The following is a 21,332-nucleotide window of genomic DNA, read 5'->3' as shown; positions in this document are numbered from 1 at the left end:
TGGTGAAGGGGAACACCGGTCAGCACATCCCTGTGGGTTCGGAGGCCTCGCACATGTTGTCGAGGAACGTGTTGCCCGTGCCGCCGCCCTGGTTGACCAGGTCCGCCGTCTTGTTGCCGCGCACGTCGTTGTGCCTGATGACGTTGTCGGTGTTCGTGGCGCCCACGAAGCTCTGGAACAGCACGATTCCGCCGGAGAGCGGGGACGCGCCCACGTTGTTCAGGACCGTGTTGTCGCGCACGACGGTCGCCTCGGCACCGGTGAGGACGATGCCGGAGCCCTGAATGGCGGGGAGACGGGGGGTGGCAGGACAGAACTTGTTGTTCTGGTTGATCGCGTTGCCACGAACGGTCATGTCGCCGGCCGCGGGCTTCGACTCGTCACCGACCACGAACAGTCCGGCGCAGTTGCCGGTCATCTCGTTGCCGCGGACGGTGAGGTTGCGGACCCGCCTGACGGTGGCTCCGATCCGGTTGCCCGTCAGCAGGTTGTTCGCGACCTTGCTGCCGTGGGTGTCGGTGGCTCCGCCTTCCTCCTCGACCGTGTTCGCGATGAAGATACCGGCGTCGCCGTTGTCCCGGACGGCGTTGTTACGGAACGTCGCCCGGGTGGAGTGCTGCTGGCCGATGCCCCAGACGCCGTTCTTCTCGGCGGTCACCTGCCGGACGGTCAGCCGGTCGGTGTAGGAGGACCAGATGGCCGTCTTCGTGAAGCCCGAGACGGTGAGCGAGCGGATGGTGACGCCGTCGACGGACTGGGCCGCCGTGCCCGTCACGCAGATGCCGTTTCCGGCCTGGGCGCAGGTGTTCGCGGCGGCCGTGGTGGCCGGCGCCGGCATGATGACGGTTGCCCCGCCGCCAAACCCGCGCAGAGTCAGATTCGCCTTGGTCACAAGGACACTTTCACGGTATGTGCCGGGCGAGATCACAATGGTGTCTCCCGGCTGTGCGGCGTTCACCGCTTCCTGGATCGATTCGCCCGGATGCACCGCGTGCCTGGCCGCGCCGTAGGACGGGGCGGCCGCGCCCAGCCCGGAGACCATGACGACTGCGATGCATGTGAGGCATCTGATCTGTCGTTTCGTCATGAGGCGAAGTTATGGGCGATCTTCGGCGCTCGCCACACGGGGTGAGCATATGGATACATCCCGTGCGCGAGTGGCCCAACCCGAGGCCGTTTCAGCGCCTCCTCTAGGGTTGCCTCCCATGTGGCCAGGAGAGCAGGGCCCCGGGGGCGGGCAGCAGATCAATCCGTACCAGCAGCAGGGGCAGGCGCCTTGGGGTGCCCCGACCGCCCCGATGGGTACGCCGCCAACTCCTCCCGGCGGCCGCGGGAGAACAGCGCTCGTCGCCGTCGCCGCGGCCACCGTGGTCGTCATCGCCGCAGCTGTCACCGGCTTCCTGGTCCTGGGCGGCGACAAGGACGACACGGCGGACCCGGACCCGGCCAAGTCCACCTCGGCCGCCCCGCCGACCGGCCCGACCGGCGACAACCCGCGCGGCGTCGAGGACGCCAAGCCGCTCGTGCCCGGCTGGAAGGTCGTGGTGAACCCCAGGAGCGGCATCGCCTTCGACGTGCCCCCGGAATGGGGACTCAAGTCGCGCGACTGGGCCAGCTATGTCGCGGACGAGAAGGACCCGGAGGAGAAGCCCCTGGTCGGCTTCTCGGGCCCGGCGATGCTCAAGGAGAAGTGGTGCACGTCCGACGACAACAAGGACGGCAGTCCGGAGGACACGCCTCTGGCCAGCGCCGGCTCCAGGAGTGAACGGGGCGCCAGGACCCTCGACGAGGCGGCCCGCGACAACGCGTCCCTGTGGGTCTACGGCGCCTACACCCAGCCGGACAAGGCGAAGGTGAGGACGGGCGCGGTGGAGCCGTACACCACCAAGTCCGGCATCACGGGCAGCCTGGCGTCGGCCGAGTCCTCCGGCGTGGCGAAGAAGGGCAAGTGCGACACCGACGGCAAGGCCACGGCCTTCGCCTTCAAGGACCCCAAAGGCGACTTCAAGTCGTGGACCTTCCTCGGCGCGAAGGGCGTTCAGGGCGAGGTGCCGGACGCGACGGTGCGCCGGATCCTGAGCACGGTACGCCTGGTCGCCGGTTCGTCCACGTCCTGAGCTCGTTCATGCCGTGACCTCGTGCCATGAGCCTGTCCGTGAGCTCGTCCGTGCCGTGAGCTCGCGCAGGGCAGCACGGACGGCGGAAGAGATGTTGCCGCCCTGATCGCCCGGGGAGACGCTGACGAGGATGCCGCCCGGTCTCAGCGTGCGTGGGCTCGACCGCGCCGGTCGTGGTGTGCGGAAGGAGCCCGTGGGATGAGGGTCATGCTGAGAGCCATTCTGGATACTCCGGCGGCAAACGAAGCGATCAAGAACGGCACGATCACGCAGCTCCTGGACTCGGCGATCGAACAACTCAAGCCCGAGGCCGCGTACTTCAACCCCAGCCATGGCTGCCGGTCGTGCACCCTCGTCTTCGACATGCAGGACAGCTCACAGCTGCCGCTCATCACGGAAGCCCTCTTCATGGAGCTCGGCGCCGAGATCGAGATCCAGCCGGCGATGAACCGCGAAGACCTGAGGAAGGGGCTGGAGGCACTGCAACGGCAGAGCTGACGAGGTGGACAGCGGTGCGGCGCACGCTTGGAAAGAATCCGCGCCCAACGCGCGTCAGTCAACGGCACGCCAGGTCAACGATCAGATGATCTCAAAGAGACTGCCTAGTCGCCTATCTCGACGCGTACCAGGAGGTCGCCCCGGCCGCCCCCTCTGAGATGGGCGACACCGAGGTTCGCGAGGCGGAGCGTCTGGCCGTCGCGGACGCCCTCGGGAATGCGGACCGTCTTCCGGCCGTCCAGAGTCTCCAGAGGAAGCGTTCCGCCCGTCGTCGCCGTAGCCCTCGGGATCGTTAGGGTGCAGTACAGGTCGTCGTTGATGCGCTGGAAGACCTGGTGGGGGAGCTCCACGACTTCGACATACAGGTCGCCCGCCGGGCCGCCGCCGGGACCGACCTCTCCCTCGCCGGCCAACTGGATCCTGGTTCCGTTCTCGACACCCGCCGGGATCCTGACGGTGAGCGTGCGGCGGACGCGGACGCGGCCGCCGCCGTCGCACCCGGAGCAGGGGCGAGGCAGGCGTGTGCCGTAACCCTGGCACTTCTCGCAAGGATGTGTTGCGGGAAGTCGGCCGCGAAAGCCCCGAGTTTCTGTCGCGAGGCCAGTGCCACCGCAGGTGTTGCACTGTCTCGGCAGTGTCCCTTTCGCCGTGCCCACGCCCGAACAAGTCGGGCACACGGCCGCGGTGTCGAGCTCTATGTCCTTCGTCGTGCCGAGCGAGGCCTCCTTCAGTTCGAGTTCGAGCCGGATCAAGGCGTCGTGGCCTCGGCGAGTACGTGACCGGGGATAGCTCTCCTTCGTCTGGAGACCGGCGTCAGCGCCGCTCTCCGGTACTTCGTGCGGCTCGGTCGTCGGCGGCTCGGTCCTCGCGCGCCCGAAGAGCCCGCCCAAGCGGTCCCTGATGGTCCTGCCCTCGGTGCCGGTCGTCTCCCCGGCGGGCGGAGCCTGTGGCCGGGGCGGGACGGGTGGGTCCTGCACGGGCACCACCTCGGCGTCCCCGGCGCGCTCGCGCACCCCCATCGCCCGGGCGATGGTGACGTGGTACTCCATGTTCGCCCACATCTGCGGGCGCTGGTTCACTCCGGCGCGCTGCAGGGACTCGTACACGTAGTCATAAAGCTCGGTGACCGTGATCCGGCCGTCCCGGTTCAGGTCCGCCGCTCCCGTGCGGAGTCCCTCAATCACGGCCCCCGTGAAAAGGGACAACTGCGGCCCTTTGGACCTGAGGCCCTCACCCTCCCAGGCGTACTCGGTCCGGCCGCTCGCGGTCAGGACAGCCCTGCCGCGGCCGCCGAGTTCGTCGCGTACGTGGATCTGGCCGTCTTGCTTCGCGCCGGGCAGGAAAGCTCCGCTGAAGCTGCAGTCGAGCAGGACGACGATGGTGCGGGCCCGGCAACGTTCCATGCGGTCGTGTAGGAAGGCGGCCGGGATCGCGGTGGAGGCGAGCAGGTTGCGGTCCGTGTCGCGCGCGGCGAAGTACAGGTGGCCGGCCTCGTCCTTGATGCCGTGGCAGGACACGTAAAGCAGGAGTAGGTCGTCGGGGCTGCGGTTCAGAAAGAAGCGTTCCACCGCGCGCATCACTTGATGGGCTGGGGCGTCCCTCACCTGCTCGGTGCCGAAACCCCCGATGCGGGGGTCGGCGAGCACGTCGGAGAGGGCCGCGCAGTCCTGTCCGGGGGAGTTCAGCGTACTGAGCGCTCGGTCGTCGTACGTTCCGGTCGCGATGAGGAGAGCGTCCCTGTTGCCCGTGCCGAGGACATTGTCGGTCATGTGAGGCCCACCGGCAGGATGGAGCTGCGCTTGCATGTCCCGATCGATCTGGTCGCCGACACCCGATGCGCTCGAATCGACAGTGACATCGACGTCCGAGCCTCCCACCGGAGCCTCCGCCGCCGGAGCCGAAGCCACCCGCACCGCCGTACTCCGCAACACCTCCAACGCCTCCGTGCTCACCAGAGCGAACGGCTCCCCCGACCCGCCGAGCCCCCAATCCCCCACGCCGTCTGCCACGGGCACCAACGCCCGGAACGCCCGCGTCGTCGCTCCCGCCCGGGCTTTGATCCCCTCCCCGATCCGGCTCAGCATCTCCGCCGCCTCCAGCGATTCCGTCCGCGGCAGGGTCTCCAGCAGAGCCCGCCTCGCCCCCGGCACGAACGCGTACAGACCCTCCGCGACCGAGACCGGTTCCAGCAGACCGCTCAGCAGCACCTCGGCGAGATCGCTGGGACGTGACGTCATGGTGATGTGCTGCTGGATCAGCCGCATCACGGGCAACGCCGGCGCCGACAACGCGACGTGTGCCGCCAGGTCGACCGCTCCGGGCGAGGCCGCCGACTGGAAGCGCAGCAGTCGCTCGGTGATGGGCAGGTGGCCCTCGGCAGTGAGGGGCTCTTCGTGCGGTGTCGGGTGCGCGCTCACATGTACGACGGCCGTGTCACGACGGCGCCCTCCCGACGCCATGAGCAGTCGCGCCCAGTCGCCGAGCCATTCCGGTGCCAACTCCAGGACCGGGACGGGGACATGGCCCGGTTGCCTTGGGGGCCGGCCGTCGTGCGGCATGAACCGCAACGCCGTGTTGGGTGCAGCCGGGTGGGACAGCACGGCCGTGCCGGGAGTCGCCGGTGCCGCCGTGCGCCGCCAGAGGCGTTCGGGAAGCGGCTGCAGGATCGCGGTGGGGCTGCAGCGGGCCCACCGATGTAGTAGGGGGGCGGTGTGGCCGGCCCACCAGTGCGGGCCCGCGCAGTCGCTGAGTACCAGCACCACTTGCCGTCCGGTCGGGTCGAGCAGGGCCGCCGGGTTCCGCACCGGGCTGCTCGGGCCCGAGCGGATTCCTAGGTGCATCCCGTTGTCAGTGAGGTGCCACACACGTAGGTCCCGGAACGCGCCCGTCCGCTGCATCGCCTCGTGCAGCTCCGACACCAGAGGATCCCAGATCGTCATGGTCGGCCCTGCGTCCACGACCAGGGCGAGGCTCAGGAAACGCTCGCTGCCGGGGACCATGACCGGCGCCCAAGGACGCAGCCCCGGGTGCCGTGCCGCCAGCGCGGCGGTGGCGTCCTCGTTGAGAATCAGGCGGCGTCGGTCGGGGACGCGCCGCTTGAGCGGGCGCAGTGCCCGCTGGATCGCCAGCTCCCCCCGTAACACCTGTGCGGCGGGGACCAGGACCTCCTCGGCATCGACTCCGGCCCTCCTGCGTGAGACGTGCAGGGGACGACGAGCTTCGTCGACAGGAGCCGGGGCCGCCGCCTCGGTCTCGGGCGTCGGCTCTTCCACTCTCGGTGTGCCAGCCCTCGTGGCGCACGGCGCCCCCTGCGCAGGACCCAGGAGCATCCCAGTGCCGACGTCCCCGGAGTTCGGCCCGTCGGGCGCCTCCGATGGCGTCCCGCCGCCCGGAATCCGCTCGGCGAGCCAGAGCATCTCCGCCAGCTCTAGAGGCGTGACGGGCGGGCCCAGCGCTTCGAGGGCGTTTCTCAGGCGGTCAAGCGTCATCGCCCGGTGCCGTCTCACCGCTCAGGAACGGCATCACCTGGTCCGCCAGTTCCATCACGCTCTCGGGCCGGTCGTGCAGGGCGGCGTGGTGGCACATGTAGATCGCGTTGAGGAGCTGGTCGTTGGCCAGCAAGCCGGTGCCGCGCCGCTGGAAGAAGTGTTCGATGATCTGCTGAGTGGTTTCGGGTAGTTCGTCGTCCCCGTCGAGGACACCGCCCAGGTGTTCCCGCACGATCGCCGTGAGCTCTTCGATGTCGGCGGGCTGCTTCATTTGGAGGGACACGCAGCGGCGGAGGAAAGCGGGAGGGAACTCCCGTTCGCCGTTACTGGTCATGATGACGACCGGGAAGGCGCGGCAGGTGACCGTACCCTCGCGGATCTCCACGCGGTCCCTCGTGCTGTCGGCCGTCATCACCTTGGCTGAGGGGTTCGCACGCCGGGCCAGCTCGACGATGTCGTACGACCCCTTCTCGAAGATCGTCAGGAGGTCGTTCGGAAGGTCGATGTCACTCTTGTCGATCTCGTCGACAAGGAGCACGCGTGGACGGTCGTACGGCAGCAGGGCCGTACCGAGGGGGCCCAAGCGAAGGTAGTCGCCGATGTCGTTGTCCGTGTCGATTTGCGGGTGTCGGCCGGAACTCCCCGTGCCGCGCGAGCGTTCGGCGGCGAAGAGCCGGGTCAGAGGGTCGTACTCGTAGAGGCCCTCGCGCAGGGTCGCCCGGCTCGTGATAGGCCAGTGCAGCACCTTGCCGAGGCCAAGTTCGTGGGCCACCGCGTAGGCGAGAGACGACTTTCCCGTGCCGGGTGCCCCGGTCACCAGCAGGGGCCTCCGCAGATAGAGCGCCGCGTTGACCTGGCGGATGGCCTCCACACCGGGCCGGTAGCTGACTGCGGCGTGCTGGTTGCCGGTGTCGGCGGCTGGGCGAGGCAGCGGCTCGCCGCCATGGAAGGCGCGCCAGGGCGGTGGGGCAGGCAGTCGGTCGATCCCGTCGTGCGGGGTCCGCGTGCCGGTGTAAATGAGCCAGTCGTCAGGCGTGGCCGGGCCGTTCGACCGTTTCGGGGTCTCGTAGGTGTCGGGCATGTCATGCGCTCCCCATGGCCAGCGGAGGATCGGGCCTCCGCTCCGGGTCGTCCCAGAACAGTGTCAGCCGCAGCCCGCAGTGGTTGGGGTGTCCCGCCTGCGGGGAACGGGCTTCCTTGCGCAACTTCATCACTTCGAACGGGAGTTGATCCGCGGCGATCGAGCCCACCGTCGCCGTGAGCCGGTCCAGGAAGTCCTCGGGTTCGCAGTGCGTGTGGACACCGCCACAGTCGTGCCGACGCCACAGCATGATGGGAATCCCCGTGTCCAGCGCGGCCGAGAGCCAGTCGGCGCGGGGCGAGGCGGCGTAGGCGAAGGCGCACAGATCGTCGTCATCCTCGATCCAGTCGTAGAACTCCTGGTAGCCATAAGGCAGTCCGCAGCCGACCTGCTCCGGGCGGGTCTCACCGCGTGTCCGCAGCGTCGACCAGCGTTTGCGCGTCAGCCGGGACACGGTCAGCGGCTTGAGACGGTCCATGTGACGGATTACGACGGGCACGGAGCGCATGGGGCGAGGCCGGGGAGCGCCTGGCTCGTGAATGTGCCATTCCTCGAAAGGCTCGTTCATCAGCCCCTCGGGCACGACGAACTCGAGCATCCACTCGAAGTCGTGGACGTTCCGCATCTGCTCGGCCAGGTGGGTCTCGACCTTGGTGCGCACCTGATCGCGGCGGACTCTGACGGGCCCGGTCTGGCCGATCTGCGTGCCGTCGACCACTGTACATACGGTCAGTTCGAGGCTCGCGCCACGAGTCATGGGGTCCAAGCGCACCATGACTGAACCGGTCGGTGGGCCCGGCCGTGCGAGGGGTTCGCCCCAGTCTGCCGCCTCCTGCGGCACCCAACGGCGTACCCAGGTGTCGATCCGTGCTCCGATTCGTGACGGGACACTCGCCCTGATCTCGCGCAGTAGGCGCAGCAGCCGGTCTTCGCCCGTCATCTCCTCGCCCACGAAACGGATCGCCGCCCAGACAGATCCGAAGGGCGGAAGTGGCCGTATGAAGGTCGGGAAGGCGCGCTTGACGGCCAGCTTCGCCCGGCCCTCGTCGACCTGCACGTGCTCGAAAACACGTCGCAGTTCGCGTCGTGGCCGACTCGGCAGCCAGTCGAGCTCCAGCAGGTCGTCGAGTTCCTCCCAATGGCGGCGGATCGTGTCGAGAGGCAGCATCCGGCCGAGGTACCCCTGCTGCTCACCCCCGAGCACCGCATCAGCGACCAAGCCCACTACGAGGCCGGTCACGGGGTCGTAGACTGCGGCACCGCTGAATCCCTCGTCGAGACGCTGCAAGTGGGCCTGCGCGACGTCCATCTCCAGCCACTCCTCGCCCTGAAGGCGGTCCTGACTTGTGTGCAGGGTGACGTGAGTGCCGACGTCCTCGTGGCCGAAGGGGAAGCCCAGCGCCCGGAGTTCGTAAGTGGCGCGCCCGTCCCTCGGACGCAGCATGTCGAGCGGAGCGAACGGGCAGGCAGGGACGGACAGCGGCGCCTCGAGTTCGAGTACCGCTATGTCGCCGCGGTCCCCGAGGCGTTGCCAGTCGCCGGACCACGCAACGGAAGCAGGGAGAGAGTCAATCACTCCGGGAAACGTCACCGAGACCTTAGCCAGACCCTGGACGACATGGGCGCAGGTGATCAGCCGCGTTGCGTCGACCAGAAGGCCCGCGCCAAGAGGTCTGCCGTCCGTCGCTCCGATCCGGGCACGCCATTGCATACTCGTCATTATTCGCCCTGCGAAGCCCCTTGTGACCAGGTCAGCTTGACGATCAGGTGGCCCTCTGCGGTGGTTTTGGCGATGACGGCGCCCGCCGCAGCACTGAGTTTGACGCCGAACTCCAAGGCGATCTCGTCGGGGTGGAGTGCCTCGTCGCGGAAGGTCCGAAGGGCGGACACGGCGGCACCTCGCACGTTGTTCAACGCCGACTCGAAGCGTCCCTCGACGTCGTGGACCTCTCCTTCACCGCGGCGCGCCACAGACCTGAAACCGGGGTCACGGGAGTCCACTTCCACCACGACCGGGCCCTCGTCGGAATCCCAGCGCATCAGTTCACTCATGGTGCCCGACTCCCCTTGTCGACTCGTGCGGGAGAAAGGAACGTAACAGCCGGTGTCGTCGCGGGTGGCGGGGTTCGATCAATCAAGGTTCAGAGAAGGGAATTTGATGGGCAGGAACCGAGTGGCCGACCCCTTCTCGGCCTGTCGTGTTGGTCAACTCAACTGATACCTCCTGCAGTTGATCCAGCACCTTTGCCAGCACCGGATCACCGCCCGACCCCATCCGTACGGCCCGAAGACGTTCCGCGACGGCGGCTCACCCTCGGCCGCCAGCAGGTCCAGGCGGCGGTGGGGGTACAGCGGCTGGTCCAGTAGGGCTTTGTCGGGTGGTGTCGTAGGGGTGCCATGGAGCGGGTTCTCGGCAGGCACGGGCGGGGATGTCGGCGAGCAGGTTCGACTCCGTGCGAGCCGCTGTCAGGTGCGCCGCAATTCCATTGCGTCGCCGGCCCGTGGACCCCTAGAGTCGGTGCTGTTCGAGCGGCGACCCGCGGTTGCCGGGGGTGACTTGGCTTGGTTTGGGAGGTGTGTCTGATGACTGTCATTGCGATGGGCGCTGTCCTCATCCAGAAGTTCATCAATTCCACTCCCGTGGTCTCCGGCTGACCTCCCGTTTCCCTTCCGCGCCCGTGTGCGCGTGCCGGGGCCACCCTTGTGAAGGGTCACCCCTTGTCTTTCTCCTCTCTTCAGGCATCCCCGCACCCGCTGTCCGGCTACGGCTGGGACGAGGGCTGGGACGCCGCATTCGCTCCGTACGCCGAGCAGGGGCTGCTGCCCGGCCGGGTTGTACGGGTCGACCGCGGTCAGTGTGATGTCGTCACCGCCGACGGGCTGATCCGCGCCGACACCGCGTTTGTCACCCCGCACGATCCGCTGCGGGTCATCTGCACCGGGGACTGGGCAGCCGTCGACCCGGACGGCGACCCCCTTTTCGTACGGACGTATCTGCCGCGCCGTACCGCCTTTGTTCGCTCCACCTCGTCGAACCGCTCCGAGGGGCAGATCCTCGCCGCCAACGTCGACCACTCGATCATCGCGGTCTCGCTCGCCGTAGAGCTGGACCTCGGACGCATCGAGCGGTTCCTTGCGCTGGCGTGGGAGAGCGGTGCGCAGCCGGTCGTCGTGCTGACCAAGGCGGATCTGGTGCCGGACGCCACCGGACTCTCGTATCTCGTACAGGACGTGGAGGCGACGGCGCCGGGAGTGCAGGTGCTGCCGGTCAGTTCGGCGACGGGCGAGGGCATCGACGTGCTCGCGGCGGTCGTCTCGGGCGGGACGAGTGTGCTGCTCGGCGTCTCCGGCGCGGGCAAGTCGACGCTCGCGAACGCGCTGCTCGGCGAGGACGTGATGGATGTGCAGGCCACCCGCGACATCGACGGCAAGGGCCGGCACACCACCACGACCCGCAACCTCCTCGCCCTGCCCGGCGGAGGCGTGCTCATCGACACGCCCGGGCTGCGCGGGGTGGGCCTGTGGGACGCGGAGGTCGGCGTGGGCCAGGTCTTCTCGGAGATCGAGGAGCTCGCGGAGAAGTGCCGCTTCCAGGACTGCGCGCACGAGTCGGAGCCGGGGTGCGCGGTGCTCGGCGCGATCGAGGACGGTTCGCTGCCGGAGCGCCGGCTGGAGAGCTACCGCAAGCTGCTGCGGGAGAACCAGCGCATCGTGGCGAAGACGGACGCGAGGGTGCGTGCCGAGATCCGCCGTGACTGGAAGCGCAAGGGCGCGGAGGGCCGCGCCGCGATGCAGGCCAAACGCGGCCAGGTGCGCTGATACGGGGATAGCACTTCAATCGCCGGACGGGCTGGGGTTCAGCGCGTCCGGCGATTGATGCCGGGGACCTGGCACGGAGCCCCGGCACGGAGCCCCGGTTACAGGAACGGCCGCTACTCCAGGCCCCAGCTGTGGATCTTCTTCGGACGGATGCGGATCAGCTCCTCGCTGAAGTGCGGGCCCAGTTCGTGCGGGCCCGTCAGCAGTTCCGCCTCGCCACGGATGTCCACGCCGCGGACCTTCCACGGGCGCAGGCTCACGATGTCGTCGACCACCAGCGCCACCTTCGGGTTGGCCTGCAGGTTGCGCCATTTCTTCGTCGTGCCCAGGGCGTAGCCGCCGATCAGGATCGTCCCGTCGGCCTGCGGGAAGAACCCGACCGGGTTCGCCTGCGGCTGGCCGCTCGGGTCGACTGTCGCCAGCCTGCCCAGTCGTTGGGACGAGAGATACGCGCGCTCGGCCTCGCTGAATTCGGTCATGCGCCAAGCCAAACACGCGCACCTCGCGGCCCGCATCGGATCATCGACCTAGGACAGGCGACCACCCCGTACAGCGGGGGCGCCAGGATCGGCGCAGCCCCAGAGGCCAGCCACCAGAGGTCAGCCCCCGATCACCGCACCCACCCACGCCCCCACGACCAGCAGACAGGCGAACAGCTCCGCCAGCACACTCGTCCCCACGGCACGCATCACCGCCCGGGTGGAGGCCACCGCTGGCCCGTGCTCACCGAGCCGCCGCCGTTCGGAGCCGTAGATCCCCCCGATGAATCCCGGTATCGCCCCCACCACGGGCACCAGCAGAAAGCCGATCAGCGCCCCCGCCCCCGCGGACACCACCATCCGCCGGGTGACGCCGACGCCGCGCGGCCGGCGCGGCGGCAGCTCCCACACCACCACCTGATCGATCAGCAGCAGCACCGTCGAGCCCACCAGCAGCGCCCAGGCGAGCCCGGACTGCTCATGCATCGACCACCAAAGGATTGCTGCCCACACCAGCCAGCGTCCCGGCACACCGGGAACGAGCACTCCGAACAGGCCCAGCAGCATCACCAGGCCCACCAGCAGGAGCTGCCACACGCCCATCTGCCAAGGGTGCAGGATCCGGCTCATTCCCGCAGGTCGCGAGCCACCCAACCCTGTGCGTACGCATGCCAGCCGAGCTGCAGCCTGGTCGTCACACCGGTGAGTTCCATCAGACCCTTCACCCGGCGCTGAACCGTCCGCAACCCCACGTCCAGCTGCTTGGCCACGCTTGCGTCCGTCATCCCGGCGAGCAACAGCGAAAGGATCTCCAGATCCGTCGCGTCGGGCCCCGGTGCCGCCTCCTGGGACACGCGGCCGCCCGCGCTGAGCCGCAGCGGCAGGGCATCTCGCCACACCGCCTCGAACAGGCCCGTCAGCGACTCGAGAAGCCCGCTCGCATGGACGACGAGAGCCGCTGGCTCGGCCCCGTGCCCGGTCAGCGGCACCATGGCGAGCGCCCGGTCCGCGACGACGAGCTTGGTCGGCACGCGGTCAACCACCCGCACCTGTTCGTCACGGCCCAGCGCCGCGGTCAGCTCGGTGATCCCGGCGGGCAGCGAGAGCACCTCGCGCTCGACCACCACGCGGTACGTCACGCCGCGCGTCGCCGCCTTCACCTCCGCCTCGTTGTCCGTCAACGTGACCACGACCGGTTTGCCGGTGACGAGCGCGCAGACCTCCTCGGTCGCGCCCAGCTGGAGCTGTACGAAACGGTGCGCGACCGCCCTCGCGCCGGTCACCAGCTCGACCAGATCGTGCACGGCCGGCTCGGCGGCCTCCGCCCGGTACTCCTGCGCCAGCACAGCGGCCGCCAGCTCTGCCTGCTCCAGCTCATGCCGCTGCTGCGTCAGCAGCGCACCCAGCGCCACGCCGGGCGGCGCCGCCACCCAGCGCCCGGTGCGTGCCGGGGATTGTGCGGCAAGTCCCTGCTGTTCCAGTCGGCGCAGCGCGCGCTCCGTGTCCGTCTCCGGCAGGGCGAGCCGGTGCGCGAGATCGGTGACCTCGGCCGCCCCGAGCGCGACGAGCGCGCGGTACGCGGACTCCTGTCTTTCATCGAGGCCAATCGCTCCGAGCATCTGACGCCACCCCTCCCCGGACGTGCGCTTCTTCGGCCGCAGTCGGCCGCACTGGCGGAAACCGGCCACGGCGCCTTTCCGCCGCGCACATCATCCCTGCTCCGCCGGTCTCTCTGCCAATGGCCTGGCACCCTCAAGACCGAACTGGCCTACACGAACGGCAATTCCGTCACCCGGCAGACCTCTTGCCGCACGTATGTCTTTTGGGTTGCCCCGTTTTCTTCCCGCCCGTGCGGTGGACAATAAGGGCATGAGTCAGCAGGGGGAGAGGCCGCCCACCGAGGACGACTGGTGGAACCGGCTGTATGACGAATCCGCCCCGGACACGGGTCCCGCGGCCTCCGGGGGTGACACGCTGGACGACCGATTCGACTCCGCGTCGGACGCGGTGACCTCGGACGACACGGCGGCCCCACCGAAACCGACCCCGGACGAGCGGCGTGCCCGGGCCTGGTGGGAGGCCTACCCGAAGGCCCCGCCGGGCACCCCGACGCCGGGCACGCAGGGCACTGCGCATACGCCGGGCACGCCCCGCACTCCGGACGCGCCGGACCGGCAGACCGCCTCCGGCACCGCGAACCCCTCCGGTCGGCGCCCCGCGCCGGCGCGGCAGCGTGCCCCCTGGGAGCCACCGGACGCCCCCGATCGGCCACCCGCCTTCCCGCCGGCTCCGCCGCGCCCCGCTGCCCCACCCGCTCAAAGCCCCGCTCCGGACCCGGAGTCGGCACCAGCACCCGCGCGTCCCCACGTCGCGTACGTCGGCGACGGCCCGCCCACCTACGACGCCGAGCCCACCGCCCTGCCCCCGGCCCAGCCCCAGGAGTTGGACGAGCTCGTCGCCGACACCGTGCTCGACGGCGCCCGCTACGGCACGTACACCCTGCGCGCCGCCTCCATCCGCGGCGACTCCGCCCGCTACCGCGGCCAGCCGCGCCGCGACGCACTGCTCACCGCCCGCTTCGGCACCGGCGACGCCGCCCTCGTCCTGGTCGCCGTCGCCAGCGGCGCCCGCGCCGCCGAAGGCGCCCATCTGGCCGCCGCCGACGCCTGCCGCTGGATCGGCGGAGCCGTCGGCCGCAGCCACGCCCGCCTCTCCGAGGACATAAGGGCGGGCCGCCGCGGCGATCTCAAGTCGGGGCTGAACCGGCTCACCGACCGCAGTCTCGGCAAACTGCGCGCCAGCGCCGCCGAGCTCGGCGTGGAGCCGGAGGAGTACACCGCCGATCTGCGCTGTCTGCTGCTCTCCGCCGACCCGGAGTGCCGCACCCGCGTGTTCTTCGGCGTCGGCCGCGGCGGTCTCTTCCGTCTCCGCGACGGCGCCTGGCAGGACCTGGAGCCCGCGGTCCCCGAGCCCGCGGCCGTCACGGGCGCCCCCGTCGTGGGGTTCGGATCGCCGCCCGCCGAGACCTCAGAGGGCGACCGCCTCACCATGGACCTGGGGATCGCGACGCCCCCGTCCCCGTACATCGAGGCGCCGCCCCCGCCACCCGCCGAAGCCTTCCGCTTCCGCGCCTCGGTGGCCCGTCCGGGAGACGCGCTGCTGCTGTGCAGCACCGGCCTGGCCGAGCCACTGCGGGGCGAGCCCGCGCTCGCCGACGAGCTGGCGGGGCGCTGGGCCACGAACGAGCCGCCGGGCCTGGCCACGTTTCTCGCCGACACTCAGCTGCGGGTGAAGGGCTACGCCGACGACCGTACGGCTGTCGCAGTCTGGGAGGCGTAACCACTCCGGCCATGGGTTGATGGATGAGCAGGCCCCGTAGCCGAGAAGGGTACGCATTCCATGGCAAAGCAGAGTGTGGCGGAGCAGTTCGTCGACATCCTCGTCCGCGCCGGCGTGCAGCGGCTGTACGGAGTCGTCGGCGACAGCCTCAACCCCGTCGTCGACGCGATCCGGCGCAACTCCGCCATCGACTGGATCCAGGTCAGGCACGAGGAGGTCGCCGCCTTCGCGGCCGGCGCGGAGGCCCAGCTCACCGGAAAGCTCGCGGCCTGCGCCGGCTCCTGCGGCCCCGGCAACCTCCACCTCATCAACGGGCTGTACGACGCCCACCGCTCCATGGCGCCCGTGCTCGCCCTCGCCTCGCACATTCCCTCCAGCGAGATCGGCCTCGGCTACTTCCAGGAGACCCACCCCGACCAGCTGTTCCGCGAGTGCAGTCACTACTGCGAGCTGATCTCCAACCCGCAGCAGATGCCGCGCCTGCTGCAGACCGCCATCCAGCACGCGATCGGCCAGGGGGGCGTCAGCGTCGTTTCGCTCCCGGGCGACATCGCATCGCAGTCCGCCCCCGAGAAGTCCATCGAGCACGCTCTGGTCACCTCCAGGCCGACGGTCCGGCCGGGCGACGCCGAGATCGACAAGCTGGTGCGCATGATCGACGAGGCGGACCGGGTCACCCTCTTCTGCGGCAGCGGCACGGCGGGCGCACACGCCGAGGTCATGGAGTTCGCCGAGCGCATCAAGTCCCCGGTCGGGCACGCGCTGCGCGGCAAGGAGTGGATTCAGTACGACAACAAGTTCGACGTCGGCATGAGCGGTCTGCTCGGCTACGGCGCGGCCTACGAGGCCACCCATGAGTGCGATCTGCTGATCCTGCTGGGCACGGACTTCCCGTACAACGCCTTCCTCCCCGACGACGTCAAGATCGCCCAGGTCGACGTCAGGCCCGAGCACCTCGGCCGCCGCTCCAAGCTGGACCTCGCCGTCTGGGGCGACGTACGCGAGACGCTGCGCTGTCTGACCCCGCGCGTGCGCCCCAAGACGGACCGCAGGTTCCTCGACAAGATGCTGAAGAAGCACGCCGAGGCACTGGAGGGCGTCATCAAGGCGTACACCCGCAAGGTGGAGAAGCACATCCCGATCCACCCCGAGTACGTAGCCTCGGTACTGGACGAACTCGCCGACGAGGACGCGGTGTTCACCGTGGACACCGGCATGTGCAATGTGTGGGCGGCCCGCTACATCTCACCGAACGGCCGCCGCCGGATCATCGGCTCCTTCAGCCACGGCTCGATGGCGAACGCCCTGCCGCAGGCGATCGGCGCGCAGTTCATCGACCGCAACCGCCAGGTCGTCTCGATGTCGGGCGACGGCGGCTTCACCATGCTGATGGGCGACTTCCTCACCCTCGTCCAGTACGAACTGCCGGTGAAGATCGTGCTGTTCAACAACTCCTCGCTGAGCATGGTGGAGCTGGAGATGCTGGTCGCGGGCCTTCCGTCGTACGGAACCAGCAACAAGAACCCGGATTTCGCGGCGATCGCGCGGGCGGCGGGGGCGTACGGGGTGCGCGTCGAGAAGCCCAGGCAACTGGCGGGCGCGCTCAAGGACGCCTTCCGGCACAAGGGCCCTGCCCTGGTGGATGTGGTCACCGACCCGAACGCCCTGTCCATCCCGCCCCGGATCAGCGCCGAGATGGTGACCGGATTCGCTCTCTCCGCCAGCAAGATCGTGCTGGACGGTGGCGTAGGCAGGATGGTCCAGCTGGCTCGCTCGAACCTGCGGAACGTGCCGAGGCCTTGACACCTCCTCCGTTGGTTCACATTTCGACATGAGTGACGCTCCGCGGTCGGGGCATGCATTTCTGTGAACGTGTGCTACATAAGGGGTCTTTCCGGAGAAGGGGCTGTTTCGACGTGCGGGTGGGGATGATGACTGGGCGTCAGGGAGGGGCCGGGCCTGACGCGAGCGCGCAGGGCGGGGAACCTGGGGCGGCGGAGGGAGCACCGTGCGGTCAGCTGCGCCGCAGGCTGGGCTGCGCGGATCTCACGGCTGTTCCTGAAGTACGACGTGCTTTACGGGAGTTGTTACGGCACTGGGGGAAGCAGGACACGACGGACGTGGCGGAGTTGCTGGCCAGCGAGCTGGTGACCAACGCTCTGGTGCACACCGCTCATGGCGCGGTCGTCACGGCCACCGTCGCGGCTTCCACGCTGAGGGTGGAGGTACGGGACTTCATGGCCGGGTTGCCGGTGCCGCATGTGCCGCCCGCGCATCTGGACACCCACGGCAGGGGGCTCATCCTGGTGCAGAGCCTCGCCGACGCGTGGGGCGTACGAACGCATGGAGTGGGCAAGGTGGTCTGGTTCGAGCTGCACGAAAGGCCGGCCTGACAGTCGCAGGCCGGCCTTCGCGTGAGTCTTGCTGACCGCGCGCCTTCGCGGGAATCTTCCTGACCGGGATCTTCCTGACCGGGATCTTCCTGACCGGAATCTCCTGACCGTGCGCTCAGCCGAACTGCCGCTCCAGATCTGTGAGCTTCTGCTCCAGCGAGTCCAGCCGCGGCAGCGCCTGGGTGTCGTCCTCGGCGGTGAGGTCGATCGTACGCGGCTTGGCGTTATCGCCCATCTTCACGGCCTGGAGGGAGGGCCGGGAACGAAGCGGCAGCTGTCCCGGCTCGGTTATGGCAGGCTCCGCAACGGACCCGACGCCACCGGAGAGGGCCTGCGTCGAACCGCTTGCGGAGCCCAGGGCGGGAAGCTCCGAGGGCAGCTCGGTCATACGGTGGCGCCCGCGTCCCCAGGCCCGGTGCTGCCGGTTGAGCGCCCTGATCTGCGCCCGTTCCATCTTCTCCCGGTCCCGCCTGCGCAGGCGGTTCTGCTCCTTCAGCTGCCGGTCCTCGCGGACCTCCTCAACCGCCTCGTCAAGGGTGCGTACGCCTTCGAGGAGCATCAACGACCAGGCGCCGAAGGTCTCCCGGGGAGCGCGCAGCCAGCGCACGACGCGGATCTGCGGCAGCGGCCGGGGCACCAGGCCCTGCTCGCGCAGCGCCGCCCGGCGGGTCTGCTTGAGCGCCCGATCGAACAGGACCGCGGCCGACAGCGACATCCCGGAGAAGAACTGCGGGGCGCCGTCATGGCCGAACCCCCGTGGCGCGTGTACCCAGTTGAACCACGCGGCCGCGCCGGCGAAGAGCCACACCAGCAGCCGCGAGCCGAGCGCCGCGTCGCCGTGGCTGGCCTCGCGCACCGCGAGCACCGAGCAGAACATGGCCGCGCCGTCGAGGCCGAAGGGGACCAGATACTCCCAGCCCCCGGTGAGGTTGAGATTCTGCTGGCCGAAGCCGACGAGGCCGTGGAAGGAGAGTGCCGCGGCCACCGCGGCACAGCAGAACAGGAGCACATAGGAGGCCGTGCCGTAGATCGCCTCCTTGCGCCTTCGGCGCTCCTCGCTGCGTTCCCAGGAATCCTCGGACGAGGCCTTGTCGTCGGCGCGCTTGCCGCGCGCGAGCACCGTCACCGCGACCAGGCACCCCAGGAGCATCACGCCGCCAGGAAGCAGCCACAGCGATATGTCGGTCAGTCTCATGGGCGGTGTCCCTTGCATCGCTTGCGTCGCGGTAGAGCGTTTCGGCCGCCATATTGGCCGAAGTCGTAGCGCGCTCAAGGGGTTTCGGGGCAAGAGAACGCCAATGGGGCCACATGGCATACGGATAGGTGCGATCTCGTCGAACTACCGTGTGAATAAAGGGAGTTGGTTCGATTTTCTCACCCGGTCGGGTGGCGTGACGCAGGTGTGCTGGAGATCAGTTGCCCGGCCGCAGCCGACTCACCCGGTCGGCGTCACAGGTGCGCGGACAGGTGAGGCAGGTGTCCTCGGGGCGCACGGTGTAGAAGAGGCAGCAGCCGGCCCGGTCCCGGGTCGGCAGCAGCTCACCGTCCGGCCCGCTGAGCTCACGGAAGCCGGGCGTTCCGACGTACGGCTTGGTGGCGCCCGGCAGCAGCCGCTCAAGCTCCGTAATGGCCCGCGGCTCCTCGCCGAGGCGGTGTGCGATGTGCCACAGGCCCTCGACGACCTCGTCGGTCGCCATGCCCCACACCGCGCGCCTGCCGCGCCGCATCCGTGAGCCGAAGCCGCCCAGGACGGGCGCGATGTGCTCGGCGACGGCGCTTCGCACCTCGGCGCGCAGGGCCTCCTCATGCGGTACGACCCGGGCGCCCGGCAGCTGAGCGGCGGGGTCGCCGGGCAGACAGGTGAACTCCGTCACTCGTACCGCCATCCGGCCCGTTGCGCGCTGGATGGAGACGTCGTGGGCGGGCAGGCGCGGCACCCGGCGGTGCAGAAACCAGGGGACCGTGAAGAGCAGGCAGGCGGGCCACGCATAGCGGTGCAGACCCATGCTGGCGATCACATCGGGGCGGGCCTGCCGGCCGTGGTCCCGCAGGATCTGAGCGTGGTCCCAGTCGAGAAAGGCATCGAGGGCGGGCCCGCCGTCCGCGAGCTCCCCGGCGCTCACCCAGCCGCCGCCGACCGGCGCCCGCTCCCCGTCGCCGAGCTCCTGAATACGCAGCCCCGGATGGACCTCGGTCAGGCGCGCATAGGTGTCCCCGACGGGCGAGGCAAGGGCGGGCAACAGGGCAGGAACGGTCATGCTGGGGACCACCGAATCGCGATCGTTAGCAGGTTAGCCTTACCTTACCCGACGCATTCCATGTTTGAACTGCGGCCCCGCCCGCCTATGGTGCACAGGGGCCCCGCGCACGCGAGCCGGGCCCGGCACCTGGCCGGAGGAGGACCCGAGTGGAGCAGGCCCGAGCGCGCGATGCCGCGACGCCGCTGCCGTACGCGTCCGCGCACGTCCCCGAAAAAGGGGGCCGCGGGCAGCCCGCCCGTCCCCTCATCCCGGAACAGGCCCGCGGCGAACACACCCACAGCGAGCCGCCCGCGCCCCGCACGGTTCAGCGCCACTCGGTCCGCGGCCAGATCCTTAAAGCCCTGCGCACCGCACTCGTCGACGGCGAGCTGGTCCCGGGCGAGGTCTACTCCGCCCCGGTCCTCGGCGAGCGCTTCGGCGTCTCGGCTACTCCGGTACGCGAGGCGATGCAGCAGCTGGCGATCGAGGGCGCGGTCGAGGTGGTCCCCAACCGCGGCTTCCGCGTCGCGGTACGCAGCGCCCGCGAACTGGCCGAGCTCGCCGAGGTCCGCGCCATGATCGAGGTCCCGGTCATGCTCCGCCTGGCCCGCACGGTCCCCGCAGCCCGCTGGGCGGCGCTGCGCCCCCTGGCCGACGCGACGGCAGCAGCGGCGGCGACGGGCGACCGCGCGGCGTATGCGGAGACGGACCGCGCCTTCCACCGCGCGGTGCTCACGCTGTCCGGCAACCAACAGCTGGTGATGGTGGCGGACGACCTGCACCGCCGCTCCCAGTGGCCTCTGACGAGCGCCCCGGTGGTGCGGAGGGCGGACCTGGTGGCGGACGCGGCGGAACACATGGCGCTGCTGGAGGCGTTGGTGGCACAGGACGTGGCGGTGGTGCAGTCGCTGGTGCGGGAGCACTTCACGGGCGCGGAGGCCTGACGGCTAAGGTCGGTTGTGCCCGTCAACCGACCGTCTTCGTGAGGTAGTCCATGTCGTCCCCTTATCCAGACCAGCTGGTCCAGCACTTCGGCCGGGACGGACTGCGACGGTTCGGGCGGGGCAGTACGCAGGGCGCGCGGCTGCCGGAGGTGTCACGGACTCTGCTCGAGGAGACGGGGGTCCCGCGGAGCGTGGCCCCGTACTTCCTTGCACCGGATGCCGATGAGCCGGTCGCGCTGGGCGTCGTCGCCGCTCGTATGGAGCTGCCGCGGCCTCCGGTGGAGCTGGAGGACTGGCCGCGGGTCGGCGGCGACGGCCTGGCACATCTGTGCGTACGGCCGGACGGGGCGGTGCAGGCGGTCGTGCTCCAGGACGTCTGTGACGACATGTTCGTCAATACGGATGTGTCCACGCTGAATGCCTCGCTCCTCGCGCTGGACCGGGCGCTGCCCGCGATCGCGGCTTCGTCCGGGCTGTCGGATGCCGCCGGAGTCTTCCGCGAACTGTCCACGGAACTGCGACGGATCGACGCGGCAGCCTTCGCCGAGCGGGAGAGCTGGTGGCCCCGAGTCCTCGACGACGTCCGGCACACACTCAACTTCCCCTTCTCCGCGGCCTTCGAGTACCTCGACAAGGCAGGCAACAAGCAGATCGTCACTGAGGCGACAGGGCCGGGGCAGCCGCATCCGGAGGAATTGATCTGGCGGCGGCTGTCCGGGGACGGCGTGACGTCGGGCCAGGTGCGCCGTGTGTACTGCGAGCTGGAGCCCTGCCTGATGCCCGGCCACTACTGCGCGGTCTGGCTCCAGGAAACCTTCCCCGACGCCGAGTTCACGCACAGCTTCGACTACGGCGACACCGCCGAGTCCCGTGAGGAGGGACTGAAGGAGCTGATCACATACTCGGCAGAGCAGGCGAGGGGCCAGTGACCCGC

The 21,332-nt window shown here is 69.6% G+C and carries 17 protein-coding genes and 2 pseudogenes; 8 read left to right on the top strand and 11 right to left on the bottom strand.

Features of this window, described 5'->3' with window-relative positions:
* Nucleotides 1-19 precede the first annotated feature (19 nt).
* A complete protein-coding gene (locus tag OG729_RS08375; RefSeq protein ID WP_405805254.1) occupies nt 20-1,087 on the bottom strand; it encodes a nitrous oxide reductase family maturation protein NosD in 1,068 nt (355 codons plus the stop codon).
* A gap of 118 nt (nt 1,088-1,205) precedes the next feature.
* Here OG729_RS08375 and OG729_RS08370 point away from each other — a divergent pair, with 118 nt between their 5' ends.
* Nucleotides 1,206-2,117: a hypothetical protein gene (locus OG729_RS08370; RefSeq protein WP_405805252.1), complete on the top strand. Its 912-nt coding sequence runs from the start codon at nt 1,206-1,208 to the stop codon at nt 2,115-2,117.
* 198 nt (nt 2,118-2,315) lie between these two features.
* Nucleotides 2,316-2,615, top strand: coding sequence for a hypothetical protein (locus OG729_RS08365; protein WP_360868988.1), 300 nt, complete (start codon nt 2,316-2,318; stop codon nt 2,613-2,615).
* A gap of 113 nt (nt 2,616-2,728) precedes the next feature.
* On the opposite strand, the pseudogene OG729_RS08360 reads toward OG729_RS08365, so the two are convergent.
* The 5 genes and pseudogenes from OG729_RS08360 to OG729_RS08340 form a co-directional block, all read right to left on the bottom strand.
* A pseudogene (locus OG729_RS08360) lies at nt 2,729-3,400 on the bottom strand (DnaJ C-terminal domain-containing protein); the annotation flags it as partial.
* A gap of 273 nt (nt 3,401-3,673) precedes the next feature.
* Nucleotides 3,674-6,103, bottom strand: a pseudogene (locus tag OG729_RS08355) (SAV_2336 N-terminal domain-related protein); the annotation flags it as partial.
* Nucleotides 6,093-7,184, bottom strand: coding sequence for an AAA family ATPase (locus tag OG729_RS08350; RefSeq protein WP_405805251.1), 1,092 nt, complete (start codon nt 7,182-7,184; stop codon nt 6,093-6,095). The gene OG729_RS08350 and the pseudogene OG729_RS08355, both read right to left, overlap by 11 nt.
* Nucleotide 7,185: 1 nt before the next feature.
* Nucleotides 7,186-8,895 carry a trypsin-like peptidase domain-containing protein gene (locus tag OG729_RS08345; RefSeq protein WP_405805250.1) on the bottom strand — a complete coding sequence of 570 codons (1,710 nt, stop codon included), beginning with the start codon at nt 8,893-8,895 and terminating at the stop codon, nt 7,186-7,188.
* Nucleotides 8,896-8,903: 8 nt separating this feature from the next.
* A complete protein-coding gene (locus tag OG729_RS08340; RefSeq protein ID WP_405805249.1) occupies nt 8,904-9,236 on the bottom strand; it encodes a CU044_2847 family protein in 333 nt (110 codons plus the stop codon).
* A gap of 666 nt (nt 9,237-9,902) precedes the next feature.
* Between OG729_RS08340 and rsgA the strand changes: the two genes are divergently transcribed.
* A complete protein-coding gene (gene rsgA / locus OG729_RS08335; protein ID WP_360868976.1) occupies nt 9,903-11,003 on the top strand; it encodes a ribosome small subunit-dependent GTPase A in 1,101 nt (366 codons plus the stop codon).
* A gap of 113 nt (nt 11,004-11,116) precedes the next feature.
* Here rsgA and OG729_RS08330 read toward each other — a convergent pair whose 3' ends face one another.
* From OG729_RS08330 to OG729_RS08320, 3 genes are all read right to left on the bottom strand, one after another.
* Nucleotides 11,117-11,482: a PPOX class F420-dependent oxidoreductase gene (locus tag OG729_RS08330; RefSeq protein ID WP_360868973.1), complete on the bottom strand. Its 366-nt coding sequence runs from the start codon at nt 11,480-11,482 to the stop codon at nt 11,117-11,119.
* A 120-nt stretch (nt 11,483-11,602) separates the two neighbouring features.
* Nucleotides 11,603-12,085, bottom strand: coding sequence for a DUF456 domain-containing protein (locus tag OG729_RS08325; RefSeq protein ID WP_405805246.1), 483 nt, complete (start codon nt 12,083-12,085; stop codon nt 11,603-11,605).
* 23 nt (nt 12,086-12,108) lie between these two features.
* A complete protein-coding gene (locus OG729_RS08320; protein WP_360868968.1) occupies nt 12,109-13,101 on the bottom strand; it encodes a helix-turn-helix domain-containing protein in 993 nt (330 codons plus the stop codon).
* A 250-nt stretch (nt 13,102-13,351) separates the two neighbouring features.
* Here OG729_RS08320 and OG729_RS08315 point away from each other — a divergent pair, with 250 nt between their 5' ends.
* The 3 genes from OG729_RS08315 to OG729_RS08305 all read left to right on the top strand — a co-directional run bounded on the left by OG729_RS08315 (nt 13,352) and on the right by OG729_RS08305 (nt 17,214).
* Nucleotides 13,352-14,821 (top strand): protein phosphatase 2C domain-containing protein, encoded by a 1,470-nt coding sequence (locus OG729_RS08315; RefSeq protein WP_405805244.1) that lies wholly within the window; start codon nt 13,352-13,354, stop codon nt 14,819-14,821.
* Between the two features lie 60 nt (nt 14,822-14,881).
* Nucleotides 14,882-16,624: a pyruvate dehydrogenase gene (locus OG729_RS08310; RefSeq protein ID WP_405805243.1), complete on the top strand. Its 1,743-nt coding sequence runs from the start codon at nt 14,882-14,884 to the stop codon at nt 16,622-16,624.
* A 128-nt stretch (nt 16,625-16,752) separates the two neighbouring features.
* On the top strand, nt 16,753-17,214 hold the full coding sequence (locus tag OG729_RS08305; protein ID WP_405811090.1) for an ATP-binding protein: 462 nt from the start codon (nt 16,753-16,755) through the stop codon (nt 17,212-17,214).
* 115 nt (nt 17,215-17,329) lie between these two features.
* Here OG729_RS08305 and OG729_RS08300 read toward each other — a convergent pair whose 3' ends face one another.
* Together OG729_RS08300 and OG729_RS08295 are read right to left on the bottom strand one after the other, a co-directional pair.
* The gene (locus tag OG729_RS08300) at nt 17,330-18,409 is read right to left on the bottom strand and encodes a DUF2637 domain-containing protein (protein ID WP_360868959.1); all 1,080 of its coding nucleotides are present in this window, start codon (nt 18,407-18,409) and stop codon (nt 17,330-17,332) included.
* A 217-nt stretch (nt 18,410-18,626) separates the two neighbouring features.
* Nucleotides 18,627-19,472 carry a (2Fe-2S)-binding protein gene (locus OG729_RS08295; RefSeq protein WP_405805242.1) on the bottom strand — a complete coding sequence of 282 codons (846 nt, stop codon included), beginning with the start codon at nt 19,470-19,472 and terminating at the stop codon, nt 18,627-18,629.
* 149 nt (nt 19,473-19,621) lie between these two features.
* Here OG729_RS08295 and OG729_RS08290 point away from each other — a divergent pair, with 149 nt between their 5' ends.
* Together OG729_RS08290 and OG729_RS08285 are read left to right on the top strand one after the other, a co-directional pair.
* Entirely contained in the window at nt 19,622-20,398 is a 777-nt protein-coding gene (locus tag OG729_RS08290; RefSeq protein WP_405805241.1) for a GntR family transcriptional regulator, read from the top strand.
* Nucleotides 20,399-20,448: 50 nt separating this feature from the next.
* Nucleotides 20,449-21,327, top strand: coding sequence for a nucleic acid/nucleotide deaminase domain-containing protein (locus OG729_RS08285; protein ID WP_360868950.1), 879 nt, complete (start codon nt 20,449-20,451; stop codon nt 21,325-21,327).
* The last annotated feature ends 5 nt before the right edge of the window (nt 21,328-21,332 follow it).

The organism is Streptomyces sp. NBC_00210, assembly GCF_045160975.1.
Classification (GTDB): domain Bacteria; phylum Actinomycetota; class Actinomycetes; order Streptomycetales; family Streptomycetaceae; genus Streptomyces.
The sequence above is the reverse complement of the archived record's forward strand: the minus strand, read 5'-3'. Positions and strand labels throughout refer to the sequence as shown.

What these genes read in the sequence shown, in the direction of transcription:
- OG729_RS08375 (WP_405805254.1), bottom strand. Translation starts at nt 1,087, where the DNA reads ATGACGAAACGACAGATCAGATGCCTCACATGCATCGCAGTCGTCATG.
- OG729_RS08370 (WP_405805252.1), top strand. Translation starts at nt 1,206, where the DNA reads ATGTGGCCAGGAGAGCAGGGCCCCGGGGGCGGGCAGCAGATCAATCCG.
- OG729_RS08365 (WP_360868988.1), top strand. Translation starts at nt 2,316, where the DNA reads ATGAGGGTCATGCTGAGAGCCATTCTGGATACTCCGGCGGCAAACGAA.
- OG729_RS08350 (WP_405805251.1), bottom strand. Translation starts at nt 7,184, where the DNA reads ATGCCCGACACCTACGAGACCCCGAAACGGTCGAACGGCCCGGCCACG.
- OG729_RS08345 (WP_405805250.1), bottom strand. Translation starts at nt 8,895, where the DNA reads ATGCAATGGCGTGCCCGGATCGGAGCGACGGACGGCAGACCTCTTGGC.
- OG729_RS08340 (WP_405805249.1), bottom strand. Translation starts at nt 9,236, where the DNA reads ATGAGTGAACTGATGCGCTGGGATTCCGACGAGGGCCCGGTCGTGGTG.
- OG729_RS08330 (WP_360868973.1), bottom strand. Translation starts at nt 11,482, where the DNA reads ATGACCGAATTCAGCGAGGCCGAGCGCGCGTATCTCTCGTCCCAACGA.
- OG729_RS08325 (WP_405805246.1), bottom strand. Translation starts at nt 12,085, where the DNA reads ATGGGCGTGTGGCAGCTCCTGCTGGTGGGCCTGGTGATGCTGCTGGGC.
- OG729_RS08320 (WP_360868968.1), bottom strand. Translation starts at nt 13,101, where the DNA reads ATGCTCGGAGCGATTGGCCTCGATGAAAGACAGGAGTCCGCGTACCGC.
- OG729_RS08315 (WP_405805244.1), top strand. Translation starts at nt 13,352, where the DNA reads ATGAGTCAGCAGGGGGAGAGGCCGCCCACCGAGGACGACTGGTGGAAC.
- OG729_RS08310 (WP_405805243.1), top strand. Translation starts at nt 14,882, where the DNA reads ATGGCAAAGCAGAGTGTGGCGGAGCAGTTCGTCGACATCCTCGTCCGC.
- OG729_RS08305 (WP_405811090.1), top strand. Translation starts at nt 16,753, where the DNA reads ATGACTGGGCGTCAGGGAGGGGCCGGGCCTGACGCGAGCGCGCAGGGC.
- OG729_RS08300 (WP_360868959.1), bottom strand. Translation starts at nt 18,409, where the DNA reads ATGAGACTGACCGACATATCGCTGTGGCTGCTTCCTGGCGGCGTGATG.
- OG729_RS08295 (WP_405805242.1), bottom strand. Translation starts at nt 19,472, where the DNA reads ATGACCGTTCCTGCCCTGTTGCCCGCCCTTGCCTCGCCCGTCGGGGAC.
- OG729_RS08285 (WP_360868950.1), top strand. Translation starts at nt 20,449, where the DNA reads ATGTCGTCCCCTTATCCAGACCAGCTGGTCCAGCACTTCGGCCGGGAC.